This is a genomic window from Actinophytocola sp. (assembly GCF_035762905.1).
GTDB lineage: Bacteria > Actinomycetota > Actinomycetes > Mycobacteriales > Pseudonocardiaceae > DASYTH01.
Genome location: NZ_DASUCC010000159.1, coordinates 51,776 through 75,537, shown reverse-complemented (window position 1 = coordinate 75,537; position 23,762 = coordinate 51,776). Strand labels below are relative to the sequence as shown.

At 72.3% G+C, this 23,762-nt stretch carries 21 protein-coding genes; 7 read left to right on the top strand and 14 right to left on the bottom strand.

Translation table 11 applies throughout. From position 1 onward, the window contains the following. A partial coding sequence (locus VFV67_RS35590; RefSeq protein WP_326475123.1) for an XdhC family protein occupies positions 1–362 on the bottom strand: 362 nt, incomplete at its 3' end. A 74-nt stretch (positions 363–436) separates the two neighbouring features. Here VFV67_RS35590 and VFV67_RS35585 point away from each other — a divergent pair. Next, positions 437–1,078: a phosphoribosyltransferase gene (locus tag VFV67_RS35585; RefSeq protein WP_326475122.1), complete on the top strand. Its 642-nt coding sequence runs from the start codon at positions 437–439 to the stop codon at positions 1,076–1,078. Here VFV67_RS35585 and VFV67_RS35580 read toward each other — a convergent pair. The 3 genes from VFV67_RS35580 to VFV67_RS35570 form a co-directional block, all read right to left on the bottom strand. Then, positions 1,058–1,300 carry an STAS domain-containing protein gene (locus tag VFV67_RS35580; protein ID WP_326475121.1) on the bottom strand — a complete coding sequence of 81 codons (243 nt, stop codon included), beginning with the start codon at positions 1,298–1,300 and terminating at the stop codon, positions 1,058–1,060. The two genes, VFV67_RS35585 and VFV67_RS35580, sit on opposite strands and share 21 nt — an antisense overlap. 73 nt (positions 1,301–1,373) lie before the next feature. Next, positions 1,374–3,869: a DEAD/DEAH box helicase gene (locus VFV67_RS35575; protein WP_326475120.1), complete on the bottom strand. Its 2,496-nt coding sequence runs from the start codon at positions 3,867–3,869 to the stop codon at positions 1,374–1,376. A gap of 19 nt (positions 3,870–3,888) precedes the next feature. Next, positions 3,889–4,719 (bottom strand): NUDIX domain-containing protein, encoded by an 831-nt coding sequence (locus VFV67_RS35570; RefSeq protein ID WP_326475119.1) that lies wholly within the window; start codon positions 4,717–4,719, stop codon positions 3,889–3,891. Positions 4,720–4,798: 79 nt separating this feature from the next. Here VFV67_RS35570 and VFV67_RS35565 point away from each other — a divergent pair, with 79 nt between their 5' ends. Further along, positions 4,799–5,788 (top strand): zinc-binding alcohol dehydrogenase family protein, encoded by a 990-nt coding sequence (locus tag VFV67_RS35565; protein WP_326475118.1) that lies wholly within the window; start codon positions 4,799–4,801, stop codon positions 5,786–5,788. On the opposite strand, the gene VFV67_RS35560 is transcribed toward VFV67_RS35565, so the two are convergent. The 5 genes from VFV67_RS35560 to VFV67_RS35540 are packed head-to-tail and all read right to left on the bottom strand — an operon-like array spanning position 5,778 to position 12,228. Then, positions 5,778–6,470, bottom strand: a complete 693-nt coding sequence (locus VFV67_RS35560) for an FHA domain-containing protein (protein ID WP_326475117.1) — start codon at positions 6,468–6,470, stop codon at positions 5,778–5,780. The two genes, VFV67_RS35565 and VFV67_RS35560, sit on opposite strands and share 11 nt — an antisense overlap. A gap of 1 nt (position 6,471) precedes the next feature. After that, a complete protein-coding gene (locus tag VFV67_RS35555; RefSeq protein ID WP_326475116.1) occupies positions 6,472–7,773 on the bottom strand; it encodes a VWA domain-containing protein in 1,302 nt (433 codons plus the stop codon). Then, complete coding sequence (locus VFV67_RS35550; RefSeq protein WP_326475115.1) at positions 7,770–8,789, bottom strand: protein phosphatase 2C domain-containing protein; 1,020 nt, start codon at positions 8,787–8,789, stop codon at positions 7,770–7,772. Before VFV67_RS35550 ends, VFV67_RS35555 begins: the two co-directional genes overlap by 4 nt. After that, positions 8,786–11,029: a serine/threonine-protein kinase gene (locus tag VFV67_RS35545; protein WP_326475114.1), complete on the bottom strand. Its 2,244-nt coding sequence runs from the start codon at positions 11,027–11,029 to the stop codon at positions 8,786–8,788. The genes VFV67_RS35550 and VFV67_RS35545 overlap by 4 nt, the downstream gene beginning before the upstream one ends. Further along, positions 11,026–12,228, bottom strand: a complete 1,203-nt coding sequence (locus tag VFV67_RS35540; RefSeq protein WP_326475113.1) for a hypothetical protein — start codon at positions 12,226–12,228, stop codon at positions 11,026–11,028. The genes VFV67_RS35545 and VFV67_RS35540 overlap by 4 nt, the downstream gene beginning before the upstream one ends. Before the next feature lie 203 nt (positions 12,229–12,431). On the opposite strand from VFV67_RS35540, the gene VFV67_RS35535 reads away from it, so the two are divergent. Then, complete coding sequence (locus VFV67_RS35535) at positions 12,432–13,442, top strand: C40 family peptidase (RefSeq protein ID WP_326475112.1); 1,011 nt, start codon at positions 12,432–12,434, stop codon at positions 13,440–13,442. 8 nt (positions 13,443–13,450) lie between these two features. Here the strand turns inward: VFV67_RS35535 and VFV67_RS35530 are convergent, their stop codons facing one another. The 3 genes from VFV67_RS35530 to VFV67_RS35520 form a co-directional block, all read right to left on the bottom strand. Then, the gene (locus VFV67_RS35530) at positions 13,451–13,882 is read right to left on the bottom strand and encodes an HAAS signaling domain-containing protein (RefSeq protein WP_326475111.1); all 432 of its coding nucleotides are present in this window, start codon (positions 13,880–13,882) and stop codon (positions 13,451–13,453) included. Further along, positions 13,879–14,220: a PadR family transcriptional regulator gene (locus VFV67_RS35525; protein ID WP_326475110.1), complete on the bottom strand. Its 342-nt coding sequence runs from the start codon at positions 14,218–14,220 to the stop codon at positions 13,879–13,881. Before VFV67_RS35525 ends, VFV67_RS35530 begins: the two co-directional genes overlap by 4 nt. 82 nt (positions 14,221–14,302) lie before the next feature. Then, positions 14,303–15,499, bottom strand: a complete 1,197-nt coding sequence (locus VFV67_RS35520; RefSeq protein WP_326475124.1) for a ricin-type beta-trefoil lectin domain protein — start codon at positions 15,497–15,499, stop codon at positions 14,303–14,305. 442 nt (positions 15,500–15,941) lie between these two features. Between VFV67_RS35520 and lanKC the strand changes: the two genes are divergently transcribed. From lanKC to VFV67_RS35500, 4 genes are all read left to right on the top strand, one after another. Further along, positions 15,942–18,557 carry a class III lanthionine synthetase LanKC gene (lanKC, locus tag VFV67_RS35515; protein WP_326475109.1) on the top strand — a complete coding sequence of 872 codons (2,616 nt, stop codon included), beginning with the start codon at positions 15,942–15,944 and terminating at the stop codon, positions 18,555–18,557. A 23-nt stretch (positions 18,558–18,580) separates the two neighbouring features. Next, positions 18,581–18,730, top strand: a complete 150-nt coding sequence (locus VFV67_RS35510; protein ID WP_326475108.1) for a SapB/AmfS family lanthipeptide — start codon at positions 18,581–18,583, stop codon at positions 18,728–18,730. Between the two features lie 138 nt (positions 18,731–18,868). After that, positions 18,869–20,515 carry an ABC transporter ATP-binding protein gene (locus VFV67_RS35505; protein WP_326475107.1) on the top strand — a complete coding sequence of 549 codons (1,647 nt, stop codon included), beginning with the start codon at positions 18,869–18,871 and terminating at the stop codon, positions 20,513–20,515. Continuing rightward, positions 20,512–22,215 carry an ABC transporter ATP-binding protein gene (locus VFV67_RS35500; protein WP_326475106.1) on the top strand — a complete coding sequence of 568 codons (1,704 nt, stop codon included), beginning with the start codon at positions 20,512–20,514 and terminating at the stop codon, positions 22,213–22,215. The genes VFV67_RS35505 and VFV67_RS35500 overlap by 4 nt, the downstream gene beginning before the upstream one ends. Here the strand turns inward: VFV67_RS35500 and VFV67_RS35495 are convergent. Then, positions 22,212–22,901, bottom strand: a complete 690-nt coding sequence (locus tag VFV67_RS35495; protein ID WP_326475105.1) for a response regulator transcription factor — start codon at positions 22,899–22,901, stop codon at positions 22,212–22,214. The two genes, VFV67_RS35500 and VFV67_RS35495, sit on opposite strands and share 4 nt — an antisense overlap. A 222-nt stretch (positions 22,902–23,123) precedes the next feature. Continuing rightward, positions 23,124–23,756 (bottom strand): alpha-ketoglutarate-dependent dioxygenase AlkB, encoded by a 633-nt coding sequence (locus VFV67_RS35490; protein ID WP_326475104.1) that lies wholly within the window; start codon positions 23,754–23,756, stop codon positions 23,124–23,126. Positions 23,757–23,762 lie beyond the last annotated feature (6 nt).

Below are 23,762 nucleotides of genomic sequence, written 5' to 3'. Positions count from 1 at the left end.
GCGGTGACGTGCGGCGCGGGGTGGCGGGGGTTGCCCATGACGCCGACCCAGCGCACCGGCAGGGCGAGGGCGTCGCGCAGCATCGGGCCGAGCTCGATCCGGTGGTGGTCGGTGACCACGACGTCGGTGTTGGCGTCGAGGTCGGCCGGGATCGCGGTGAGCACGGCGGCCGCGGCGGCGCTCTCGGCCGAGCTGACCCGGGCCCGCTCCGGCTCGACCAGCACGGTGCGGAAGCCGAGGTCGTTGCCGTACCGGATCAGGTAGTCGCCGACCGGCGAGGCGAACACGGTGACCAGGGTGCGGGTGGTGGTCGCGGCCGGCGCGGCGCCGTGCGCGACCGCGCAGCTGTCGTCGGCGGTCATGGGGAAAGCCTGGCACGCACGTCACCGGAAAGCACGGCGCGCCGGACCGGCCGGGAGCGGGGAGACTGAAGGGTATGCACTTCCGGGACCGGTCCGAGGCCGGCCGGTTGCTGGCCGCGCGGCTCGGCCACCTCGCCGGCGCCGAGCCGGTCGTGCTCGCGCTGCCGCGCGGGGGAGTGCCGGTGGCCGCGGAGATCGCCGCGGAGCTCAAGGCGCCGCTGGACGTGATCGTGGTGCGCAAGGTGGGCGTGCCCTACCGGCCGGAGCTGGCCGCCGGGGCGGTCGGCGAGGACGGCGTCACGGTGCGCAACATGCCGGTGCTGCACGAGGCCGGATTGTCCTGGGAGGACCTGCACGACACGGTGGAGCGGGAACGGGCGGAGGTGCGGCGGCGGGCCGAGGCGCTGCGCGTGGACCGTCCCGCGGCCGACCTCGCGGACCGGACGGTGATCATCGTCGACGACGGGGTGGCCACCGGATCCACTGTGGTCGCCGCGATCCGGGTGGTGCGCAGGCTCGGCGCCCGGCACACCGTGCTGGCTATTCCGGTGGCCCCCGCCGACGTCGCGGAAAAGCTGACCGGGCTGGCCGACGAGGTGGTCTGCCTGCACGCCCCGGTGCCATTCCAGGCGGTGGGGCAATGGTTCCGAAATTTTCGGCAGCTCACCGACGAGGAAGTCAGGGCATTTCTGCGGTCACACGACGCGCACGCCTGAATCGCCGACCGCCTCGCCGACCACGTCGAGCATCGGGCGCAGCGACACGGGCGCGTTGTGCAACACGAGATACCGGTCGCCGCACATGGTCGCGGCGCCCCTGAGCAGCGCGATCAGTCCGGATGCGTCGATCGAGTCCAGCTCGGCGAGATCAAGGTGAACGTCTCCGCCGGACCGACGGCACAGCGCGAGCAGCAACTGCTCGGCCACCCGATCGTCCATGACGCCTGCCCCTTGGTCGAATCACCGGAATCGTATCGACGCACATGATCGGCTGTCTGCGGGTCGAAGGTCCTTACCATTGCCCGGCAAACGAAATGTGAATGCACACCTCACCTGCACGTGCAGACCCGTCCAGATCGATCTCGGCGACAATGCCCCAGTCGTGGTCGCCGGCCGGGTCATCGAAGATCTGACGGACCACCCACCGGTCCGGTTCCTCTTCGATGATCAATAGTGCCGGGCCGCGAGCGTCCGGCCCGGCGCCGATCTCGTCATGCGTGTCGAAGTAGGGCTCGATCGCCGCCCGCCACCGCTCCTCGGTCCACCCGGACTCGCCGTCCAGCTCGCCGAGCGCCGCGTAGTCACCCCGGGCGGCGAGCTGCACCCGGTGGAACAGCGCGTTGCGCACCAGTACCCGGAACGCCCGCGGGTTGGCGGTCACGGCCGGCGGCTCGTCGTCCACCGGGGCCGCCGGATCGGTGGGGTTGACCAGCGCCGACCACTCGTCGAGCAGGCTGGAGTCGACCTGCCGGACCAGCTCGCCGAGCCACGCCTCGAGATCGGTCAGCTCCTCGGTCTTGGCCTCGGTCGGCACGGTCTGGCGCAGCGCCTTGTAGGCGTCGGCGAGGTAGCGCAGCACCAGCCCCTCCGACCGGGCCAGCCCGTAGAACCCGACGTACTCGGTGAACGACATGGCCCGCTCGTACATGTCCCTGGCCACCGACTTCGGCGAGAGCGGGTGGTCGGCGACCCACGGGTGGCCGCGCCGGTAGGTCTGGTAGGCCGCGTCCAGCAGTTCGGCCAGCGGCTTGGCATAGGTCACGTCCTCGAGCAGCGTCATCCGCTCCTCGTACTCGATGCCATCGGCCTTCATCGCCGCGACCGCCACGCCGCGGGCCTTCGACTCCTGTGCGTACAGCACCTGCCTCGGATCGTCCAAAGTGGACTCGATGACCGAGAGCACGTCCAGCGGGTAGCTCGGCGACTCCCGGTCGAGCAGGTCGATCGCGGCCAGCGCGAACGGCGACAGCGGCTGGTTGAGCGCGAAGTCGAGCTGCAGGTCCATGGTCAGCCGCACGATGCGGCCGGTCTCGTCCGGATCGGACAGCCGCTCGACCACGCCGGCGGCCAGCAGCGCGCGGTAGATGGCGATCGCCCGCCGGATGTGCCTTCGCTGCGCCGGGCGGTCCTCGTGGTTGTCGGTGAGCAGCTTGCGCATGGCGGCGAACGCGTCGCCGGGCCGGCCGATCACGTTGAGCAGCATCGCGTGGCTGACCCCGAAGCTGGAGTGCAGCGGCTCCGGCTCGGCGGCCACCAGGCGCTCGAAGGTGGGCTCGCCCCAGGACACGAACCCGGCCGGCGGCTTGTGCCGGACCACCTTGCGCCGCTTCTTCGGGTCGTCACCGGCCTTGGCCAGCGCCCGCTCGTTCTCCACGACGTGGTCGGGCGCCTGCACCACGACGTTGCCGACCGTGTCGTAGCCGGCCCGCCCGGCCCGCCCGGCGATCTGGTGGAACTCCCGGGCCTTGAGGTGCCGGGTCTTCACCCCGTCGTACTTGGACAGTGCGGTGAACACCACCGTTCTGATCGGAACGTTGATGCCGACGCCGAGCGTGTCGGTGCCACAGACGATCTTGAGCAGGCCGGCCTGAGCCAGCCGCTCCACCAGCCGGCGGTACTTCGGCAGCATCCCCGCGTGGTGCACCCCGATGCCGTGCCGCACCAGGCGGGACAGCGTCCGGCCGAACCCGGCGGTGAACCGGAACCGACCGATCAGCCGGGCGATCTCGTCCTTCTCCGCGCGGGTGCACACGTTGATGCTCATCAGCGCCTGGGCCCGCTCCAGCGCGGCGGCCTGGGTGAAGTGCACGACGTAGATCGGCGCCTGGTTGGTGGCCAGCAACTCCTCGAGCGTCTCGTGCAGGGGCGTGAGCCGGTAGCTGTAGAACAGCGGCACCGGCCGCTGCGCGGAGGTGACCACCGCGGTCGGCCGGCTGGTGCGCCGGGTCAGGTCCGCCTCGAACCGGGCCACGTCGCCGAGCGTCGCGGACATCAGCACGAACTGCGTGCCGGGCAGCTCAAGCAGCGGGACCTGCCAGGCCCAGCCGCGGTCCGGCTCGGCGTAGAAGTGGAACTCGTCCATGATCACCAGGCCGGCGTCCGCCGCCGCCCCGTCCCGCAGCGCGATGTTGGCCAGGATCTCGGCGGTGCAGCAGATGATCGGGGCCGCCTCGTTCACACTCGCGTCGCCGGTGAGCATGCCGACGTTGTCCGCGCCGAACGTCTGGCACAGCGCGAAGAACTTCTCCGAGACCAGCGCCTTGATCGGCGCGGTGTAGAAGCTGCGCCGGCCGGTGGCGAGCGCCGTGAAGTGGGCGCCGACGGCCACCATGCTCTTTCCGGAACCGGTCGGCGTGCTGAGGATGACGTTCGACCCGGAGACGATCTCGATCATCGCCTCCTGCTGCGCCGGGTACAGCTCGAGGCCCTGCTCGGCGGCCCAGGCGGAGAAGGCGTCGAACAGGTCGTCCGGGTCGGCGGCGGCCGGCAGCAGGTCGGTGAGTGTCATGACTGGTCCGATCGTGCCATCAGCCCAGCCGGTCCAGCAGCCAGCGGGGGCCGAGCACGGCGGCCCCGGCCACCCGGCAGCGCTCGCGCAGCGCGCGGTCGGCGGTGACCACGATCGGCCGGGTGTCCGGACCGGCCAGTTCGACCTGCTCGACGATCGCGTCGTCGCCGACCCGCGGCGCGTCGACCACCCGGACGCCGGTCTCGCCGGGCCCGATCCCGCGGGCGGCGCCCTCCACCACCAGCACGACCTCCGGCAGGCACCGGTCGAACGGGTCGATCCCGGTGGTTCCGCACCTGGCCACCTCGCCGAGGTCGTCGCGCAGCCGGCCGGCCGCACCGGCCCGGTCCCGCCACCACCCGTCCGCCCGGGCACCCATCACGTTCGCGCAGTCGACGACCAGCACCGGCCGGCGCAACCCCGGCCGAAGCCGGGGCCAGGCGTTGCCGAACGGCTCGAACAGCGACCACCGCGCCACCTCGTCCTCCGGCACCCAGGCGGCCGCCGCGGTCTCCCAGGACGCCGGCCGCACCGCCACCGGCTCCGGCACGGTGCCGAACACCGTGTGGTAGGCCCAATCCCCGTGGTCCTCGGTGGCGATGCCGTGCACCCGGACCTCGTCGATGGGCAGCGTGCTCTCCTCGGCGGTCTCCCGCAGCGCCGCCGTCACGGGGTCCTCGTCGCTGTGCCGGGCCCCGCCGAACAGTCCCCAGGTGCCGGCGCCGCTGGCCGGCCCGGCCCGTTGCTGCAACAGCACCTGCCCGGCCGAGGCGGCCAGCAACCCGGCGGCGCCGTGCCGGCCCCAGTGCAGGTGGCAGTGCCCGCACCGGGTGAACCAGTCCCCATCCATGACTACCGAACATACGCGTAGGGTGTCCGGCGATGACCAAGGCGACCTGTTACCGCATCGTCCACTGAGGACGGTCGAGGTGCTGGCGTGGCGGGTGGAGCGGCCGGGGCCGATGGCCTCGGGACCGCTGGTGTCCCGGACCGAGCCGGAGCCCGAGCCGGCGCCCGGCGAGCTGCTGGTGCGGGTGCTGGCCTGCGGCGTGTGCCGCACCGACCTGCACGTGGCCGAGGGGGACCTGCCGGTGCACCGGCCGGGGGTGGTGCCCGGCCACGAGGTGGTGGGCGAGGTGCGCACCGGTGCCGGCGAGTTCCGCCCCGGGGACCGGGTCGGCATCGCCTGGCTGCGCGGCACCTGCGGGGAGTGCCGGTACTGCCGGCGCGGCGCGGAGAACCTGTGCCCCCGCTCGGTCTACACCGGCTGGGACGCCGACGGCGGCTACGCCGAGGCGACCACCGTCCCGGCGGCATACGCGCTGCGCCTGCCGTCCGGGTATCCGGTCGCCGAGCTGGCGCCGCTGCTGTGCGCCGGCATCATCGGCTACCGCGCCCTGCTCCGCGCCGACCTGCCGCCGGGTGGCCGGCTCGGCGTCTACGGCTTCGGCGCCAGCGCCCACCTCGCCGCGCAGGTCGCCATCGCCAGGGGCGCCACCGTGCACGTCTTCACCCGGAGCCCGGCCGCCCAACGCCTGGCCCTCGACCTCGGCGCCGCGTCGGCCGCGGGCGCCGCCGACCCGCCGCCCGAACCACTGGACGCCGCCATCCTGTTCGCCCCGGTCGGCACCCTGGTCCCGGCCGCCCTCGCCGCCCTGGACCGGGGCGGCACCCTGGCCGTCGCCGGCATCCACCTCTCCGACATCCCCGCCCTGAACTACCAGCGGCATCTGTTCCAGGAACGCCAGATCCGCAGCGTCACCGCGAACACCCGGGCGGACGCCCAGGCGTTCCTCGACTTCGCCGGTACCCACCGGTTGACGGTGGCCACGCGGGAGTATCCACTGTCCACAGCGGACACCGCGCTCACCGACCTGGCAGCGGACCGGGTCAACGGCGCGGCGGTGCTCATTCCGTGAGGTGAACGGTGATCGTGGTCCACGCCCCGATGTGCACCCGGTCGCCGTCGGCAAGCGGCCGCGGAACGTTGGTGGGCAGGGCATCCTCGCTGTCGTTGACCGTCGTGCCGTTGGCCGAACCGACGTCCACGATGGACAGATCGCCGGCCGGGCCGACCAGCAGTACCCCGTGCAGATGGGACACGCCCGGGTCCTCCGGGGGGCCGGTGAGGTCGATGTCCGGGTGGATGCCCCGGGAGGTGCTCCGCCGGCCGATGGTGGTCTGCTTGGCGTGCAACGGAAAGTACCGCTCCGGGCAGAACGGCGGGAACGTGATCGAGGCCGCGTCCGGGCCGCCGGCGGCCATGACCGTGTTGAAGTAGGCGCGGTCGGCGGCGACCGTCGCGGTCCAGGTCCGGGTGGGCGCCACCGCCGGTTCGGCCGGCTCGGCGGGTACGGCGGGTTCGGCCGGGACCGGTTCAGGGGCCGGTGCCGGCGGAGTTCGGCGCGGCGGCGCGGCCAGCGAGTCGTGTCCGCAGGCTTCGCAGAACCGGCCGTCCAGCGGGGTGTCGCAGGCCGGGCAGACCGACGCGGGAGCGGCCGCCGGGACCGGGGCCGGTTGCGGTGCCGCGGACATCTCCATCCCGCAGACGTCGCAGAACTCGGTGTCGGCGGAGTCGTGGCCGTTGGGGCAGGCGCCCATGTCAGTCCTCGGCCGGCTTGCGGCCGACCCGCTTGGTGACCGTGGACCTGGTATCCAGGGTCATCTCGTCGACCGCCTCGACGGCGCGCTTGAGCCGCACGGTGCCGGTGGCGGCGTCCTCGATGTCCACCACCTTGGCCAGCAGCTTGGCCGTGTCGCCGTGGCCGGACTCGGTGGCAAGGGCGACCGCCCGCCCGAGCCGGGCGGTGGCGCGCTCGACCTGGCCGGCCTTGCGGGCCTCCAGACCCTCCTGGATCGCGGCGGCCAGCTCGGCCTGACCGGTGTAGTGCGCCACCTCCGGGCTGATCTTGGTGGACAGCACCGTGTCGTCGGTCCAGATCGCCAGGATCTGACCCTTGCCGACCACCTCGTTGGTGCTCGGGACCACCATGCTCACCCGTCCGGCGAGCATCTTGTCGCCGACGCCGGCCGGGTTCACCTCGATGCAGACGTGGTAGTCCCGGCTCTCGTTTCCCCACGACCCGGTCGGGTAGTCGCCGCTGCGCGGCGGGGACTCCACCCGGCGACCGGTCAGATCGGTCAGCGTCGGCTCCACCTGCTTGACGAACTTCACCCGGGCGCCCTGCGGGGTCCACAGCCGCAGCGACACGTCGCCGACCGACTTGCCCATGGCCACCGTCGTCATCGCCCGGAAGTCGGCCGCCAGCCCGGACGGCTCGGCCACGATGTCCACGGTGCCGAGCAGCGCGGTGGCGATCTCGCGCAGTTCGCCGACCTCCCAGTCGGTCCCCACCCCGCGGCAGTCGCAGACGAAGTGCCCGGTGACCGCCTTGATCGTGCGGGTCAGCTGGCGCGGCGTCTCGTGCATGTTCTGCCCGTCGGTGAGCAGGATGGCGTGCCGGGTGGCGGCCGGCTGCCCGACGAACAGCGCGTCGGCGAGTTGGAGCCACTGGCCCATCGCGGTCCCGCCGCTGGCCCGCAGGTGGCTCACCGCCTCCTTGGCCGCCGCCCTGGTCCGCGCGCTGGCCGGCACCAGTTCGGCCTTCGTCGGGTAGACCAGCTTCGCCGTGTCGGTGCCGGCCACGACGGCGAAGGCCACCCCGTCGCGCAGCGCGTCGATCGCCGCGACGGTCGCCGCCTTGGCCGCCGCCAGCTTGGTCGGCGGCACGTGCATCGACCCGGAGCAGTCCACGATGATCACCTCGGCGGCCGAGCCGGCCGGCCCGGCCGCCTCGCCGGCAGCCGGGCCGCCGGTCGCGCTGACCGTGACGATCGCGTTGACCTCGCGGGAGCCCTCGGGCAGGTATTCGTTCTGGTAGACGTCGAGCGTGAAGGCGGTCATCGGCCCGGGCTCCTCAGTGGATGGGGGATCACCACGACGGTGATGTTGTCCTGGCCGCCCATCTCGAGCGCGACCCCGGTCAGCTCGGCCGCCGCGGCCAGCGGCGTGGACCCGGCCGGGCGCCGGCCGGCCAGCTCGCCCGCCTCCGGCAGGTAGTTCCACAACCCGTCGCTGCACAGCAGAACCGCGCCGGGCCCGTCCGGCTCGAGGGTGACCACGTGCGGTGTGACGTCGCCGGCGTCCGCGCCGATCCACGAGGACAGCGCATGCGCGTGGTAGACGGTGGCCGCCTCGGCCGGATCCATCCCGGCGGCCACCAGCTGGGCCGCGACCGTGTCGTCCACGGTGAGCTGGCGCGAGTCGTCCGCGCCCGTGCCGTTGTCGGAAAGCCAGTACGCCCTGCTGTCCCCGACCCAGCCCACGGTCACCCGCTCCGGGGTGACCACGGCGGAGACGAACGTGCAGGACGGCGCCGAGCCGGGCAGCTCCTGCTCGGCCAGCGCGGTCACCGTGGCCATGGCCGCGTCCACCGCGGCGGCGGTCACCGCCGCCGCGTCCGTCTCGTCCAGCAACGCGCCGGTGAGCACGTCCAGCGCCGCGTCGGCCGCCGCCTGCGAGGCCTGGTCGGCCCGCTCGGTGGTGGCCACCCCGTCGCACACCACGGCGACCACGCCGCGCGGGCTGCCGGGATCGCCGACCCAGGCGAAGGCCATCGAGTCCTCGTTGCGGCTGCGGTGCCGGCCCCGGTCGCCCACCCCGGCGACCACGCCGAGGTCGCACTCCATCCGGTCCCGGGCGGCCGGTTGGGACCGCCCGCACCGCTCGCAGTACCCGTCCGCGCTCAGCTCGGTGTTGCCACAGGCCACGCACGCCTCGCCGAGCGGGCCCGGCGCGCCGCCCACCGGAGTGCGGTGCACCAACAGGTCGGTGCCGCACCCCTCGCAGAACCGGTCGCCGGTCCCGACCATCTCGGCACATTCCGGGCATTTCCGCTCGTGCTGGCTCGGCTCGCTCATACCCACGTCCTCGGGCGGATCTCGTTGGCGCGGTCGACGAATGCGATGCGCTCGGTGGTGGTCGGCGCCTGGCGGGCCAGGGTTCGGTAGCACCGCTCGAGGCCGAACCGCAGTTCCGTGTCGGTCAGGTCGCAGTCGAGCACCTTGCCGGTGCCGGTCCGGCCGGTGTGCACCCAGGCGAGCGCCGCCTCGAGCAACTCCCGGCTGGCCTGCGTCCGGCGTTCGGCGTCCAGTTCCAGCCCGGTCAGCCGGACGCCGGCGCCGACCAGGTCCTGCTCGCTCATGGCGGCCACCGTGTCGGCGGCGGTCTGCGCCCGGATCGCGGCCAGCTGCGCGGTCAGGTAGTGGTTGGAGGTCTCCGGCACCGAGCGCAGCACGTCCACCGCCTCGGCCCGGTCGCCGCCCGCGTACAACACCCGGGCCAGGCCGAACGCCGCGCTGAGGTAGGACCGGTCGGTGCGCCACACGGTGCGGTAGTGGCGGTCGGCCGCGGCCCGGTCGCCGGCCAGCTCGGCGCACGCCGCGAGCGCCAGCTTCGGCGCCAACTCACCGGGAACGGCGGCGTAGACCGCGTCGAACGCCGCCCGGGCCGCCTCGATCTTCCCGCCGGCCAGCGCGATCAGCCCGCGGTGCCAGGCCACCCGGGCGTCCGCCTCGGCCCCGATGAGATCCAGCTCCCGGCCGGCGGCGACCAGATCGTCCAGCTCGAGGCAGGTCCGGGCCAGCCGCAGCCGAACCTCCACGGTGGACTGCGGGGCATCGGACAGCTCGCGCAGCGCCCGCTTCGGATCGCCGGCGCCGACCGTGGCGAGGAACGCGGCGGCCGGATCGGCGCCGTCGACCCGGGGCAGCGGCAGCGCCTCGATGATCGCCGCCGGGTCGGGCGCCGCCCGGGCCACGGTCGCCGAGACGCCGAAGCTGTGTTGTTCCGGGGTGAACTCGGTCGACGGGCCCGGGCGCGGCTGGCCGTCACCGGCGGCGAGCACCTCCCGGAGCACGCCGGTGAGCTGCTCGCGCATCTCCTCGGCGGAGCCGAACCGGCGGGCCGGCTCGGTCGCGGTGGCCCGCAGCAGCAACCGGTGGAACGAGTCGAACTCGGCCAGCAGCGGCACCTCGGCCGGTCCGGGCAGCCGCTCGCGGTGGCCGGCGTGGAAGTCGAACGGAAAGGTCATCACCGCGAGCGCCCGGCCGACCGTGTAGATGTCGGACTCCACCGACGGGCCGCGCTCGGCGATCTCCGGCGCCTGGTAGCCGACCGTGCCGTACACGGCACTGACCTCGTCGTCGGCCCGGCGCACCGCGCCGAGATCGATCAGCTTGAGCTGCTCCTCGGTCTGGATCACGTTGTCCGGCTTGAAGTCGCAGTACAACAGGCCGACCGAGTGCAGGTAGCCGAGCGCCGGGAGCACCTCGAGCGCGTAGGCGATCGCCTGGGCCAGCGGAAGACACTCCTGCGGCCCGATCTCCCGGCGCCGCTCCTTGATCATCTCTTTGAGCGACCGGCCGCCGACGTACTCCATCACGATGTAGCCGGTGGCGGTGTCGCTGGACTCGTCCCGGTGCTGGACGAAGTTGTGGATCTTGACGATGTTCGGGTGCTCCACCTCCGCGAGGAACTGCCGCTCGGCCACCGCCGCGGCCATCGCATCGGTGTCCCCGGTGTCCAGCAGGCCCTTGAGCACCACCCAGCGGTCGGCCACCGCGCGGTCCAGCGCCAGGTAGATCCAGCCGAGCCCGCCGTGCGCCAGGCAGCCGAGCACCTCGTACTGGCCGTGCACCAGGTCGCCCCCGGACAGCTTCGGCGTGAACGAGTAGCGGTGCCCGCACTTGGCGCAGAACCCCTCGGTGCGGCCCGGCCGGCCGTCCCGGCCCCGGCCCACTTTGACCCCGCATTTGCTGCAGTACCGCTTGTCCTCGGGCACCTGCGGGTCGGCAAGCACCGCGTCCCGGGGGTCGCGGTAGGGCACCCGGGGCACCTCGACCAGCCCGGCGCCGAGCAGGCCGCGGGTGGACGAGCGGCTCGAGGTGCGCCGGGACACGCCGGTGGCCGGTGCGGTCGGTGCCGTGCTCCACGCGGTGCTCGTGCTCACGGTTGGCGCGCTGGCCCGGCCCGAGCCGGTGGTCGCCGGTTCGGCCGCGGCCGCGACGGTGACGGCGATCGGGGCGGCCAGCCCGCAGGTGTCGCAGAAGCCGTCCTCGTCGAGGTTTCCCGAGCAGGCTGGGCGGGAGCAGGTGGTCATCGGGGCCCCTCCTGAATGGCCTGCTGGTACCGGTTGACCGCCCGGGTCGCTTCGGCGAGGTCGCACGGGCGGGTGTACAGCAGCCGGTGCGCCGCATCGTGCAGGGCGGACAGGGGCAGGTCCTCGGCCCGGCCCAGCCGCGCCGCCTTGGCGCGGTACGCGTCCAGCCGGCCGCGCAGCTCGGCCCGGCGGTCCAGCAGGCCGGTCAGCTCGCCGAGCGCGGTCCGGGCCTGCGCCGCGGCGGCGGTCGCGGTCAGCTCGAGCGCGGTCAACTCGGCCGCCAGCCGCGGCCAGTCGGCCGAACCGCGCAGCGCCTGCACCCGGTCGAGTCCCGCGCGGACCGGCGTGGTCCGGTCGGCCAGGTCCGGCAGGGCCGGGTCGGCGATCTTGGCGAGCACGTCGGCATGCGCCGTGCGGGTGCTGGCCTGGGTGCCGTCGATCTCGGCGAGCACGCCGGAGATCCGGGCGACCCGCTCGTCGAGGGTGTCCCGGATGTCGGCCATGCCGGCGAACCGTTCGCGCAGCTCGGCCAGGTCCACCTCGATCTCGGCGAGCCGGTCGCCGGGACCGGCAAGCGGGTCGGCGGCGACGGCGACCCGGATGTCGGCCAGCTCGTCGCGGATCCACTCGAGCTCGGGCAGCGGGGCCGGTCCGAATGACGCGGCCAGCCCGGCGAGCGCGGCCAGCTCGGTCTCGACCGTGTCGATCCTGCGCAGCGCCTCGGCGGTCGCCGCGTCCACCTCGGCCAGCAATGCGGTGACGGTGGCGTAGCCGGACTTCATCCGGGCCACCAGCTCGGTCAGGGTGATCCGCTCGACGATCAGGCCGGGACCGGTGAGGCTGCGCCGTTCGATCGGGATCTGCTGTTGGTTCAGCTCGACCACCTTGCCGGTGAGCAACTCGGCGAGCTCGTCCAGTTCGGCCTGCCCGGGGCGGGCGCGGCGGGCGCGCACCGCCCTGGCCCGGTCCAGCAGCGCGCGGTAGGCGGCGAACTGGTCCCACAGGGTGGCCATCGCGGTACTTGCCTGCGCCCAACGGGTTCTGGTCAGGCCGGTCAGGGTGGCGGCGCGGAGCAGTTGGTGTCCGGGGTGGGAGTCCATGGCGACCAGACCCTCGGCGATGTTGTCGCTGTCCGCGCCGAGCCGTTGCAGGGCGCGGTCGGCCGCCTCCCGATCCAGCGCAGGTTCAGAGAGGTTCATCGGCCACCCCACCCCTCCGGTATACCTGTCCCTGGACGCGAGCAGGGATGATCGTGTCACAGCGATTGCCCGTTCGGGCGGGCCTTGCCGACCACAGGTGCCAAACCACACACGATCACAACGGCTTTCCTGGACCATGGAGGACGGGCAGTCGACGCGAGGGGACGGGGATCATGGTTGGCGCTGGCGGACGATCGCGACGGGTGCGGCGTGCGGCCGTACCGCTGGGCGTGGTCGCGCTGATCGGCGTGCTCGCGCCCGGCCCGGCGCTGGCTCAACCCACCACGGTCGCCGGCCTGCTCGGCCACTACTACGACCTGTCGGCGGAGGCCGAGAAGGTCAACGAGCAGCTGCTGCGGGTGCAGGAGGATCTGGCCCGCAAGCGCGCCGAGTCGGCCGCGGCGACCGAGGCGGCGACGGCGGCCAAGGCGGCCGCGGAGGAGCTGCGGAGCAAGGCGGTCACCGCGCGCGCCGACATGGAGAAGGTCACCGCACTGCTCGCCGGCCGGAACACCCGGCCGGGCCTGTCCGCGTTTATCGGCGGGGCCAACCGGGACGCGGTGCTGGCCCGGATGGAGGCGGCCACGCTGGCCGGGCAGGTGTCCGGCCGGGCGATGGTGGTCGGCGGCAACGCGGTCGCCGAGGCGGACCGGGCGGCCGAGGAGGCCAACCGCGCGCTGGACACCGCGCACGCCGCCGAGACCGAGGTGGCCACCGGCGCGGCCGAGGTGGAACAGCACAAGGGCGAGCTGGAATCCCAGATCGCCGAGGTGCGCCGCGCGCTCGACCGGCTCACCCCCGACCAGCGCGCTCTGTTATCCACCAACGAGTTCAGCGGCACCGATGTCAAGATCCCGGCCGGCGACGTCGGCGCGGTCCTCCGCTTCGCCCTGAACCAGATGGGAAAGCCCTACCTCTGGGGCGCCGTCGGCCCGGCCGCCTACGACTGCTCCGGCCTGGTCCAGACCTCCTACCGCGTCGGCGGCGTCCTACTGCCCCGGGTCTCCATCGACCAATCCGGCGTAGGCCAACAGGTTCTCCGGCACGACGTCCGCCCCGGCGACCTGATCTTCTACTACCAACCCGTCCACCACGTCGCCATCGCGGTCGACAACCTGCGCGCCCTACACGCCCCCAGCTTCGGCCAGACCGTCAAACTCGCCGGGATCGACGCCATCGGCCCGATCACCGTGATCCGCCGCGTGATGAAGTAACCGTCCGCCTACCGCAGGGGTGCGGGTGGCGGCTCGCGCAGGGCCAGCGTGACGCCGATGACCATCATGGTGATCGCGATCAGGGTCATCGCCATCAGGATCGTGACGGCGATCGGCGGGAGTGGTCGCTCCAGAAAGCGGCGGGCCGGCCGGGTGGGTCGGCCGTGATCCCGGGCGGGTGGCGGGGCGGCCGCGGCGCCGAGGCCGGCGGCCAGGCGCGCCTCGGCGGCGATGGCGGCGGGTTCGCCGAGGCGGTCCAGGATGGTGCGGACGGCGGCCTCGGTCGGTTGGTACAGCACCGCGCGGGCGGCGGTGATGTGTTCGCGGAGGTCCCCGACGAGATCGTCGCGTTGCTCCTGCGGCAGCTCGCGGCAGGCGTAGGAGACCGCGCCGAGATAGTCCTCGACGAGGCGGTCCAGACGGTCGATCGACTGTGTCATGTGTGCTCCGTCCCCACGGTGCGGTCCACGGCGGTGCGGAACGCGACCCACTCCGAACGGAAGTGGGCCAGCGCCTCCTTGCCCTGGCTGGTCAGCTCGTAGTAGCGGCGGGGCGGCCCGGCCGGCGACTCCTGCCAGGTGGTGGCGACCCATCCGGTGCGCCGCAACCGGGCCAGCAGCGGGTAGAGCGTGCCCTCGGTGGTGGTCAGGGCGGTCTGCGCGGCGAGCCGGCTGACCAGTTCGATGCCGTAGCGCGGTTCGGTTTCGAGCATGGCAAGCACGCAGAACTCCAGAGTCCCGCGCCGCAACGCCGTCCCCAAACCGGTCCACGCTTCCATGCCGCGCATACTACCTTGCGTGGCAAGTAACTGGCTACCGGCGGTGCGGGTCGCGGCGCGGGCCTGCCGTGCCCGGGGTTGGTCAGGCGGGGGTGGTCCATTTCTGGTTGGCGGTGCCGGTGCAGGTCCAGATTTGTAGCCGGGTGCCGTTGGCGGAGCTGCTGTTGCTGGCGTCGAGGCACTTGTTGGCCTGCGGGTTGACGATGTCGCGGGCCGCGGTGACGGTCCAGCGTTGGGCGCCGGTGCCGTTGCAGTCCCAGAGTTGGACGGGGGTGCCGTTGGCCGTGCCGGCTGAGGTCACGTCGAGGCACTTGCCGAGGGCGCGGATCGTGGCGTCGGTGCCAAGGGTCCAGCGTTGGGCGTTGGTGCCGTTGCAGTCCCAGAGTTGGACCGGGGTGCCGTTGGCGGGGTTGGCGCCGGCGACGTCGACGCACTTGGCGCCGATGCCGGTGATCGGACCGGTGCGGCCGGGCGGCGGCGGCGGGGTGCCGCCGGTGTCGTTGGTGACCCGGACGTAGTCGATCAGAAGTTGTTGCGGGAACACCGTGCTGGCGTCCGGGTCGCCGGGCCAGAAGCCGCCGACGGCGAGGTTGAGGATGATGAAGAACGGGTGGTCGAAGACCCAGCGGTTGCCGCCGAGGTCGGCCGGGGTGCGGGTCTGGTAGACGGTGCCGTCGACGGACCAGGTGATCCGGTTGGGCGCCCAGTCGATGGCGAACACGTGGAAGGCGTCGGCGAACGCGCCGGGAATGCTGAAGCCGGCGCCGATGCCCGCGCCGCCGGAGTAGCCCGGCCCGTGCAGGGTGCCGTGCACGGTGCGCGGCTCGAAGCCGACGTTCTCCATGATGTCGATCTCGCCGCTCGCCGGCCAGCCCACGCTGCCGATGTTGTTGCCGAGCATCCAGAACGCCGGCCACATGCCCTGGCCGCGGGACATCTTGATGCGGGCCTCGAAGTGGCCGTAGGTCTGGGTGAACCGGCCGGAGGTGTTCAGCCGCGCCGAGGTGTACTGGCAGCTGCCGTACCAGCAGTTGAACCCGCCGGGGTTCTCCCGCCGCGCGGTGATCACCAGGTTGCCCGCGCCGTCCATGGCGGCGTTGCGGGTGCTGTTGGTGTACCACTGCCGCTCGTGGTTGCTGACGTTGTCGCCGGTTTCCAGCAGCCACTTGCTGCCGTCCACCGGGCTGCCGGCCGGTCCGTTGAACTCGTCGGCGAACGTCACGGCCGCGATGCCGGCATCGGGTGGCGGGCTGCCGGCGGCCGGAGCGGGGAGGGCCATGGTCAGTGCGGACGCCGCGGTGGCCGCGAGGGCCAGGGCGAACGCGCGACGCGATGAGGAGCAGGGGGACATCGTCGTCACCTCATTTTGTTGTGCTTGCCAACAAACCGAGGATGACATGGTCCAGACCACTTGAGCAAGGGTCGTCGCCGCACGAAATGCGTATTGTTATTACGGAATGTGTCCGTTATCCATAGGTCCGAGCGCGCGGATTCCCAGGATCGACATTCTTAAACTACTCCAAAAGTGGGAACCTCTGCCGGGCACTCTGGCGGAACGTAGTTTCCGCAGGTCCGCCCGGTGGTCCAAAAAATCTTGTGCGGAACGCATGAGTAGGCGTGTGACTGTTGCATCCACAATTAATGACTCAAAACACTGTTGACTATGGCGCGCTCAGAACCAAAATGTTCCTGCGCAGCAATTGAGCGGCGAAAGAGGCGGGATGACTCAGGCATACGAGGCGTACACGCTGGCGGATCCTTCGTTCTACGATGCGATGCACTCGGAACAAACCGCCGGAGCGTCGTTTTCCGCCGCCGCCCGCCCGCTGCCGGAAGGCTGGCAGATCAAGGACCAGGATGACTGGCTGGTCGTGGATCCGGGCACGTCGGAGCGGCTGCCGGCGCAGGGCTGGAAGATCCACGCCTCGGCCACCCTCGGCAATGCCGAGCGGGTCGTCGGTGCGGTCTGGGACTATTGCGTACCGCGTGGAATCCAGTTCAAGTTCCTCCGTTCGGTAAGTGCGCTTAATGCCCGGGTCTCCAAGTACGCCCCCCGCGGATACAGCGGAAAACTGGTCGCCATCTACCCGTCCGATGATACCCAGTGCGAGACCATCCTGCGCGAACTCGGCCAAATACTGGACGGCGAGCCGAACCCGTACATTCTCACGGATCTGCGCTGGGGCAATGGTCCGTTATTCGTTCGCTATGGCGCCTTCGCCATGCGTTACATGGTCAACGACGGCGGCGAACTGGTACCGGCGATCACCAATCCCGAGGGTGAGCTGGTACCGGACTCCCGTAACCCGGTGTTCACCGTTCCGCCGTGGGTGACCCTGCCCGCCTTCCTCGAGCCGCACCTGGCCGCCCGCAACGCGACCACCGTGGCCGACCTGCCGTACAAGATCGAGAAGGTGCTGCACTTCTCCAACGGCGGCGGCATCTACGCCGGCACCGACACCCGGACCGGTGAAGCGGTGGTGCTCAAGGAGGCCCGCCCGCACTCCGGCCTGGACGCCTGGGGCGAGGACGCGGTGTGCCGGCTGCAACGCGAGCACGACATCCTCACCCGGCTGGCCGGCATCCCCGGCATTCCCAAGGTCTACGACCTGTTCACGTTGGGCGAGCACCGGTTCCTGGTCATGGAGCAGGTCGACGGCGAGGTGCTCAGCAAGGCCATCGTGCTCCGCTTTCCGCTCACCGATCCGACCGCCGGACCCGAGGACTACGCCGAATACGCCGACTGGGCGGTCAACGTCCACGCCCAGGTCGAACGGACGCTGACCGAGGTGCACGAGCGCGGCGTGATCTACGGCGATCTGCACCTGTTCAACGTGATCGTCCGACCGGACGGTTCGGCCACCCTGCTGGACTTCGAGGTCGCCGGTCCGGTCGAGAACGCCGTCCGGCCGGGCCTGGCCCAGCAGGGCTTCGCCGCCCCGCGCAGCGTCACCGGTGTCGACGTCGACAAGTACGCGCTGGCCTGCTTGCGGCTCGCGCTGTTCCTGCCGATGACCAACCTGGTCTGGCTGCACCGGCCCAAGGCGACCCAGTTCGTCGAGATCATCAAGGAGCATTTCCCGGTCCCGCCCGGATTCCTCGAGCGGGCCATCGAGGTGATCGTGCCGGCGGAGTTCCGTTCGGTGCCGTCACCGGGGATCGAGCCGGAGCAGGTCCACTGGCCCGAGCAGCGTGACGCAATGGTGCGTGCGATCCTCGCCAGCGCCACTCCGGATCGCGACGATCGGCTCTTCCCCGGTGACATCCAACAGTTCGCGACCGGTGGTCTTGGTCTTGCCTATGGTGCGGCGGGCGTGCTCTACGCCATCTCGGCCGCCGGCGGAGGCCGCCACCCGCAACACGAGGAATGGCTGCTGCGCCGGGCGACCAACCCGGCCAGCGGCACCCGGCCCGGCCTGTTCGACGGCCTGCACGGGGTGGCCTTCGCACTCGACCACCTCGGCTACCGGCAGCAGGCGTTGGACGTGCTCGACATCTGCCTCCGGGAGAACTGGGAGTCGCTCGGCTCCCACCTGTCCGGAGGACTGGCCGGAATCGGGCTGAACCTGTTGCACTTCGCGGACAAGACGGGCGAGCCGGTGCTGCGGCTGGCCGCCCACCGGGCCGCGGAGCTGGTCTGTGACCGGCTCCGCGAGCCCGACCCGGACGCCCACCGCACCGATCCCCTGATCAGTGGCGGCAGCGGCCCGAGCGCCGGCCTGATGCAGGGCAAGGCCGGGCAGGCGCTGTTGCTGATGCGGATCTACGACGAGACCGGCGATGACGCGTTCCTCGACGCCGCGGCCGAGGCGCTGCGCCGTGACCTGCGGCGCTGTGTCGTCCGGTCGTCCGGCACGCTCGAGGTCAACGAGGGCTGGCGGACCATGCCCTACCTCGCCGCCGGCAGTGTGGGCATCGGCCTGGCTCTCGACGAGTACCTCATGCGGCGGCCCGACGAGCAGTTCGCCGAGGCGGTCAGCCGGATCGAGCTGACCTGCCAGCTTCCCATGTACATCCTGCCGGGGATGTTCACCGGCCGCGCCGGCATCCTGCAGTACCTGGCCGGGCGGTCGGCGGCACCGGCCACCGACCCACTCGTGACCGTGCAGCTCCGCAACCTCGGCTGGCACGCGCTGCCCTACGCCGACGGGATCGCCTTCCCGGGCACCGGTTTGTTGCGGCTGTCGATGGATCTCGCCACAGGCACGGCCGGCGTGCTGCTCGCGATCGCCGCGGCCCTGCACGACCAGCCGATACACCTTCCGCTGCTCGCGCCGACCCGGAGTCGCGCGGCGGCGGAAGTCCAAGCTCCCGCACCTACCGGTGCGGGTTTGTGAATCACCGATTCAAAGGAGTGACCATGTCGGTTCTCGACCTGCAGGGTATGGAGTCCGCGGCGCCCGAGGCCACCGCCGGTGGCAGCAGCTCGTCCGGGCACAGCTGCCCGAGCAACCTCTCCGTGACCCTGTGCGACGGCACCAGCGGCCTGTCCGTGCTGATCTGCCACTGACGTTCTCGTCGAGTGCGTTGACAAGCAGGCGCGGTCCCGGACGAGTCGCGTTCGTCCGGGGCCGCTGCCCTATTTTTCCATGATAGTTGGGCACTCCACGGGCCACCGGAGTCTTTGTGCTCTGTTAGGGGAGGTCTTGTGACCACGTTCGGCGCGGCCGTCCGCCGGGCCGGCGGCTGGCTGCCGCTGATCGGGCTCGGTGCGCTCGCCGGAACCTTGGGTGCGCTTGCCTTTCCGGCCGTGCTCGGCCGGGCGGTGGACGAGATCGTGGCCGGCGGGGACAGCGGCCGCTGGCTGGCCGTGGCGGCCGCATTGGTGGCCCTCAGCGTGCTGGTCGACCTGACCGGCACGTTCGCCGGGGTCGCGTGCGTGGCAAGTACGACGGCGTGGCTGCGCGATCGCCTGATCCGCCACCTGCTCGCGGTCGGACCGGCCGGCGGCCGGCGGTTCGACACCGGCGACCTGGTGAGCCGGGTGTCCGGCAACGCCGGTGAGGCCGCGCACGCCGGACCGAGCCTGGTGTCCGTCGGCACCGCCCTGCTACCCCCGGTCGGCAGCCTGGTGCTGCTGGCCTACATCGACATCTGGCTGGCGGTGGCGTTTCTGGCCGGCGTCGGGCTGGTGATCCTGGTACTGCGGACGTTCACCCGCCGCACGGCCGCGATCGTCCTTTCCTACCAACAGATCCAGGGCCGGATCGCCGCCCGGCTCAGCGAGTCGCTCGGCGGCGCGCGCACGATCGCCGCGGCCGGCACGGTCGAGCGCGAACAGACGCGGGTGCTCGAACCGCTGCCGGAGCTGCACGCGGAAGGCCGGCGCACCTGGGAGGTGCTGTCCCGCACCAGTGCACAGGCCGGCGTGGTCGGTCCGCTGGTGCTGGTCGCCGTGCTGGCCGCAGGGGGGCTCGCCCTCTCCGCCGGCCGGATCAGTCCCGGTGAGCTGTTCGCGGCCGGCCAGTACGCGGTCCTCGGGGTCGGACTCGGCTCGCTGACCGGGGTGTTCGGCGGGCTGGCCCGGGCCAGGGCGGGCGCGCGCCGGGCCGGGGAGGTGCTGGAGGTCGAGCCGGTCGGCTTCGGCACCCGGACCCTGCCGGACGGTCCCGGCGCGCTGGAGCTGCGCGGGGTCGTGGTACGCGCCGGTGACGTCACCCTGCTGGATGGCGTCGATCTCACCGTTCCGGGTGGTTCGGCGGTCGCGGTCGTGGGGCGGTCCGGCGCCGGCAAGTCGATGCTGGCCGGGGTCGCGGCCCGGCTGCGTGATCCGGACGAGGGCCGGGTGCTGCTCGACGGCGTGCCGCTGGCCGAGCTGACCCGGGACGAGCTGCGCGCCGCCGTGGCCTGTGCGTTCGAGCGCCCGGTGCTGGTCGGCGACTCGATCGCCGACGCGATCGGCCCCGGGCTCGACCCGGACCGGATCCACGCCTGTGCCAAGGCGGTGCACGCACACGAGTTCGTCAGCCGGCTGCCCGAGGGGTACGGCACGGCGTTGGCCGACGCCCCGATGTCCGGCGGCGAGCTGCAACGGCTGGGGCTGGCCCGGGCCTGGCCGGCCGAACGGGTGCTGGTGCTCGACGACGCCACGTCCAGCCTGGACATGGTGACCGAGATGCAGATCGGGCAGGCGCTGACCGGCGGCGACCGGCGCACCCGGCTGATCGTCACGCACCGGGCGGCCACCGCGGCGCGCGCCGATCTGGTGGTGTGGCTGGACGGCGGCGTGGTCCGCGCCACCGGACCGCACGAGCGGCTGTGGGATTCGCCGGACTACCGGGCGGTGTTCCAATGATGCGGGAGATCCGGTACGGGCTGGCCGCGCTGCGCCGCCGGCCGTTGCTGGGCCTGGTCGGGTGGTCGGTGCCGGAGGCGCTGCCCGCCGCGCTGTCCGGGGTGGCCATCGCCCGGGCCGTGGACGACGGGTTCCTTGCCGGGCGGCCGGTGGTTGGCCTGCTGTGGCTGGCCGGGTTCATGGTGGCGTCGGCGATCGGCGCGGTGGGTTCCCGGTTCGTGTTCCGGCGGCTCGGCGAACTGGTCGAGCCGATGCGCGACGACCTGGTCAGCCGGGTGGCCGGCGGTGCGCTGCTCGGCGCGGTCGCCGGGCGGCCGGAGTCCGGCGCGCTGGCCCGGCTGACCCGGCAGGTGGAGACCGTCCGGGACACCTACGCCGGGCTGATCCTGATCGTCCGCGGGTTCCTGGTCGCGGTGGTCGGGGTGGCGATCGGCCTGCTGTCCGTGGCTCCGGTGGTGGCGCTGCTGATCTTGCCGACGTTCCTGCTCGGGTTCGGCCTGTTCCTCGGCACGCTCGGCATGGCCGCGGCCCGGCAACGCGCGGCGGTGCTGGCCGACGAGCGGCTGGCCGCGTCGGCGACCGCGGTGCTCGGCGGGATCCGGGACGTGTTCGCCACCGGCACCGAGGAGCACGCGGCCGGGCTGGTGGCCAGGTCGATCGACGAGCAGGCCGCCGCCGAGCGGGCGCTGGCCTGGGTGTCGGCCCTGCGCACGCTGTGCTTCGCGGTCGGCGGCTGGCTGCCGCTGCTGACCCTGTTGTTTGCCGGTCCGTGGCTGGTCCGGCAGGGGCTGACCGCGGGCGCGATCATGGGCGGGCTGACGTATGTCCTCTTCGGACTCCAGCCCGCGCTGCGCAACGTGATCTCCGGCCTGGGCGGCAGCGGACTGCGGTTCGTGGTCACGCTCGGCCGCATCCTGGACGCCTGCGTTCCGCCGCACACCGCGCCCCGGCCGGCCGAGCCGCCCCGGCGGCACGACCTCGAGCTGCGCGGGGTCACCTTCGCCTACGGCCCGCACGCCGAACCGGTGCTGCACAACCTGAATCTCTCCGTGCCCGAGGGCGATCACCTGGCGATCGTCGGGCCGAGCGGCATCGGCAAGTCCACCCTGGCCGGACTGCTGTGCGGGCTGTTGCGACCGGTCGGGGGAGTGGTCGACGTCGGCGGCGTACCGGCGGCCGACCTCGCCCCCGACCGGTTGGCCGGGATCCGGGTGCTGATCCCGCAGGAGGCGTACGTGTTCGCCGGGACGGTCTGGGACAACCTGACCTACCTGCACCCGTCGGCGAGCCCGGAGCAGGTGCGGGCGGCGGCCGCGGCGGTCGGCGCCGAGGCGCTGGTCGACCGGCTCGGCGGGGACCGGGCCGAGCTGGTGCCGGCCGAGCTGTCCGCGGGTGAGCGCCAACTTCTCGCGCTGGTCCGGGCGTATCTCGCGCCGGCGCCGCTGGCGGTGCTCGACGAGGCGACCTGTCATCTGGACCCGGCGGCCGAGCGGCGCGCCGAGGAGGCGTTCGCCGCCCGGCCGGGCACGTTGATCGTGATCGCGCACCGGGTCAGCTCCGCGCTGCGGGCCCGGCGGGTGCTGGTGCTGGACGGCAGCACCGCGGTGGTCGGCGACCACGCGACGCTGCGCTCCACCTCGCCGCTGTACCGGGAGCTGCTCGGCCACTGGCAGCTGGAGCCGGCCCCCGCCCCGGGCTAGATCCAGCCGGACTCGCGCGCGATCCGGACCGCGTCGACGCGGGTGCGAGCGCAGGTCTTGTTGATCACCTTGGACAGGTAGTTGCGAACGGTGCCGGGGGACAGGTGCAGCCGCTCGGCGATCTCCGGTCCGGACGCTCCGTCGGCCGCCAGCCGGAGCACCTCGAGCTCCCGGGGGGTGAGCGGGTTGGGCTCGACGGCGAGCGCCGCGACGGCCAGGTTGACGTCCACCACCAGCTCGCCCTTGGCCGCACCGCGAATGGCCTCGAGTAACCGGGCGGCGGGGGCGTTCTTGTCCACCGCGCCGAGCACGTCGGCGGCGAGCAGCCGCTGCACAAGGCCGGCCGGTTTGGCGGCGGCGAGCGCGACGATCTGCGTCTCCGGCAGCCGCCTGCGCAGGTCTCGAACGGTGGACAGGCCGTTGGTGCACGGGAGATCGACATCGACCACGATGACGTCCGGCCGCAGCCGCATCGCCACCTGGATCACCTTGTCGTTGCATTTCAGCGCGGCGACCACTTCGATGTCCTGCTCCTCGGACAACAGGCTCACCAGGGCACTTCGCAACAGATCCAGATCCTCCGCGAGCAGCACCTTGATCGTGCCGATCCCGTGGCCTGCCGATGAACTGGTGTGGTCGACGGGGACGATCTGTCCCTCGACCGGCTGCGACCGTGATACGCGCATGGTGCCTCTCTCTGCCGCGGAGCCCCGATCACCGCCTCCCTGCACTGCGGCCGGGCAGATCCGCAGCACGCCCGTCGGACTGACGGGGCGACGCGATTTGCCACGTGCCGATCACTAGATCCCGTATGAGTAGTTGCCCGTTACGGCGCCACGCGGTCGAGTTGGCGAACTGTAATCCCATTGGGTGAATGTCCTTGCTCAAGTACTACTAGTGGGCGTCAACTAGCTAACGCCTCGAGGGCGGAATTGGATACTGATCCGCGGCCCGATCGCTCTGCTGATCTTCGGAACGGCGTGTTCCCAGGTCCGCTGGCACGATCCACCCATCACGATCAAGTCGCCGTGACCGAGCGCGTGCCGCACGATCGGCCCGCCGCCGCGCGGCCGGAGCAGCAACGGACGGGCGGCGCCCACGGACAGGATCGCCACCATGGTGTCCTCCGTCGCGCCCCGCCCGATGCGGTCGCCGTGCCAGGCGACGCTGTCCCGGCCGTCCCGGTAGTAGCACAACCCCGCGGTCCGAAACGGCTCGCCGAGTTCGGCGGCGTAGTGCCGGCTCAATGCGTCCCTGGCCGCGCCGATGATCGGATCGGGCAGCCGCTCACCCTCGCCGTAGAACTTCAACAGTCTTGGCACATCGACCATTCGGTCGTACATGGTGCGCCGTTCGGCGTGCCACGGCACCCCGCGGGCCAGGCGCTGGAACAGCTTGTCGGCGCCGCCGCACCAGGCGGGCAGGACGTCCACCCAGGCGCCGTGCGCGAGCGGGGTCCGGCGCAGCCCGGCCAGCGATCCGAGGCTGGGCGGCGCCCCCTCGTCGCCGGCGAACAGCGAACCCTGCAGTGGCACGGACACGGGACC